This is a genomic window from Stenotrophomonas sp. 05L44_2, assembly GCF_056665995.1.
In genome coordinates, this window is record NZ_JBFTNR010001011.1 from 1 (window position 1) to 1,063 (window position 1,063).

2 protein-coding genes and 1 pseudogene are annotated in these 1,063 nt (G+C 66.5%); 1 reads left to right on the forward strand and 2 read right to left on the reverse strand.

Going from position 1 to position 1,063, the window contains the following annotated elements; translation table 11 throughout:
- The coding region (locus tag AC1VAN_RS22715) for an SDR family oxidoreductase (protein WP_480986850.1) at nucleotides 1-235 on the forward strand (235 nt) is incomplete at its 5' end.
- 91 nt (nucleotides 236-326) lie between these two features.
- Here AC1VAN_RS22715 and AC1VAN_RS22720 read toward each other — a convergent pair.
- Together AC1VAN_RS22720 and AC1VAN_RS22725 are read right to left on the reverse strand one after the other, a co-directional pair.
- Complete coding sequence (locus tag AC1VAN_RS22720) at nucleotides 327-866, reverse strand: chemotaxis protein CheW (RefSeq protein WP_442252347.1); 540 nt, start codon at nucleotides 864-866, stop codon at nucleotides 327-329.
- A 75-nt stretch (nucleotides 867-941) separates the two neighbouring features.
- Nucleotides 942-1,063, reverse strand: a pseudogene (locus tag AC1VAN_RS22725) (polyketide cyclase); the annotation flags it as partial.

Here is a 1,063-nt window from a genome sequence, read left to right on the forward strand (position 1 = left end):
GTGCCCGGGGTGGGTGCGAACGGCGCTGGTCGAGCAGCAGATCACCGCATTGGCGGAGCGCGAGGGAACGGACCAGGAGTCCGCCGCTCGCGCGCTGCTGGCCGAGAAACAGCCCTCGTTGCAGTTCGTGACACCCGAGCAGCTAGGGGAAATGGTGGTCTTCCTGGCCTCGGACGCCGCGGCTCAGATCACGGGCACGGCGCTGCCGGTGGATGGCGGCTGGACGGCGCGGTAGCTGGCCGGCTGCCCGCCGGGCATGGCCCGGCGCTACCGGGAGATCGGTGTGGGGTCCGGTGTTATCGGGAGGTTGGCGCGCTGGTTCGGCGTTATCGAAGCCGGCTGGGATCGATCAGGGGAATCTCGCCCAGCGCATCCAGCATGACGTGATGGCCGCAGAACCCGAACGGGGTGTCCGCGGCGGGCCGCACGTTGTGGCGTGGCACGCTTTCGATGTCCCGCACCTCGTCTACGGCCAAGGCAAAGGTCTCCGTGCCGTTCTGCATCAGCAGCATGGCCGGGCAGCCATGGGCAAACCCGCTCAAGCCGCTGGCCTGGCGCAGGTCGACCACCGGCAGTGCGTGGCCGCGCACGGTGAGGTGCGGGCGCGCGCCACTGCCGTGGCGATCAAAGGTTTCCGGGCCGCGGATTTCAATCGCGGCTTCGACATCGATGGCAAACAGGTGGGTACCGGCCCGCACAACAACAACTTCAATGAAGGCCGGCGACGACGGGGCCGGTTCACCGGCCGAAGGGGAAGAGGGCTGCAAGAGGAACCTGTGGAAGGGTATTGAAACTGCAACGCAATGATGCCGTGTTGACGTGACGTAACGCGTACTTTGCGGATGAGCGGCCAGCACGCGTTGCATGCGTCGTTCAGCGGGATCAAGGCGCCTTCACGGGTTGGCTTGGGCCGTGGGCGGATTGCCAGCCATGGGCTGGCACTACTGTGGCTTGGCGAATACGTCCAGGCCTTTGCCGGTTTCCAGAAGCGATTTCAGGCTCGACAGCACGATCGGCCAGCCCTGGCGGATGCCGGTATCCATGCCGCTGCCCGGTTCCAGCT

Excerpts from the sequence above, each read along its gene's own strand:
- AC1VAN_RS22720 (WP_442252347.1), bottom strand. The coding sequence starts at position 866 with ATGCAACGCGTGCTGGCCGCTCATCCGCAAAGTACGCGTTACGTCACG.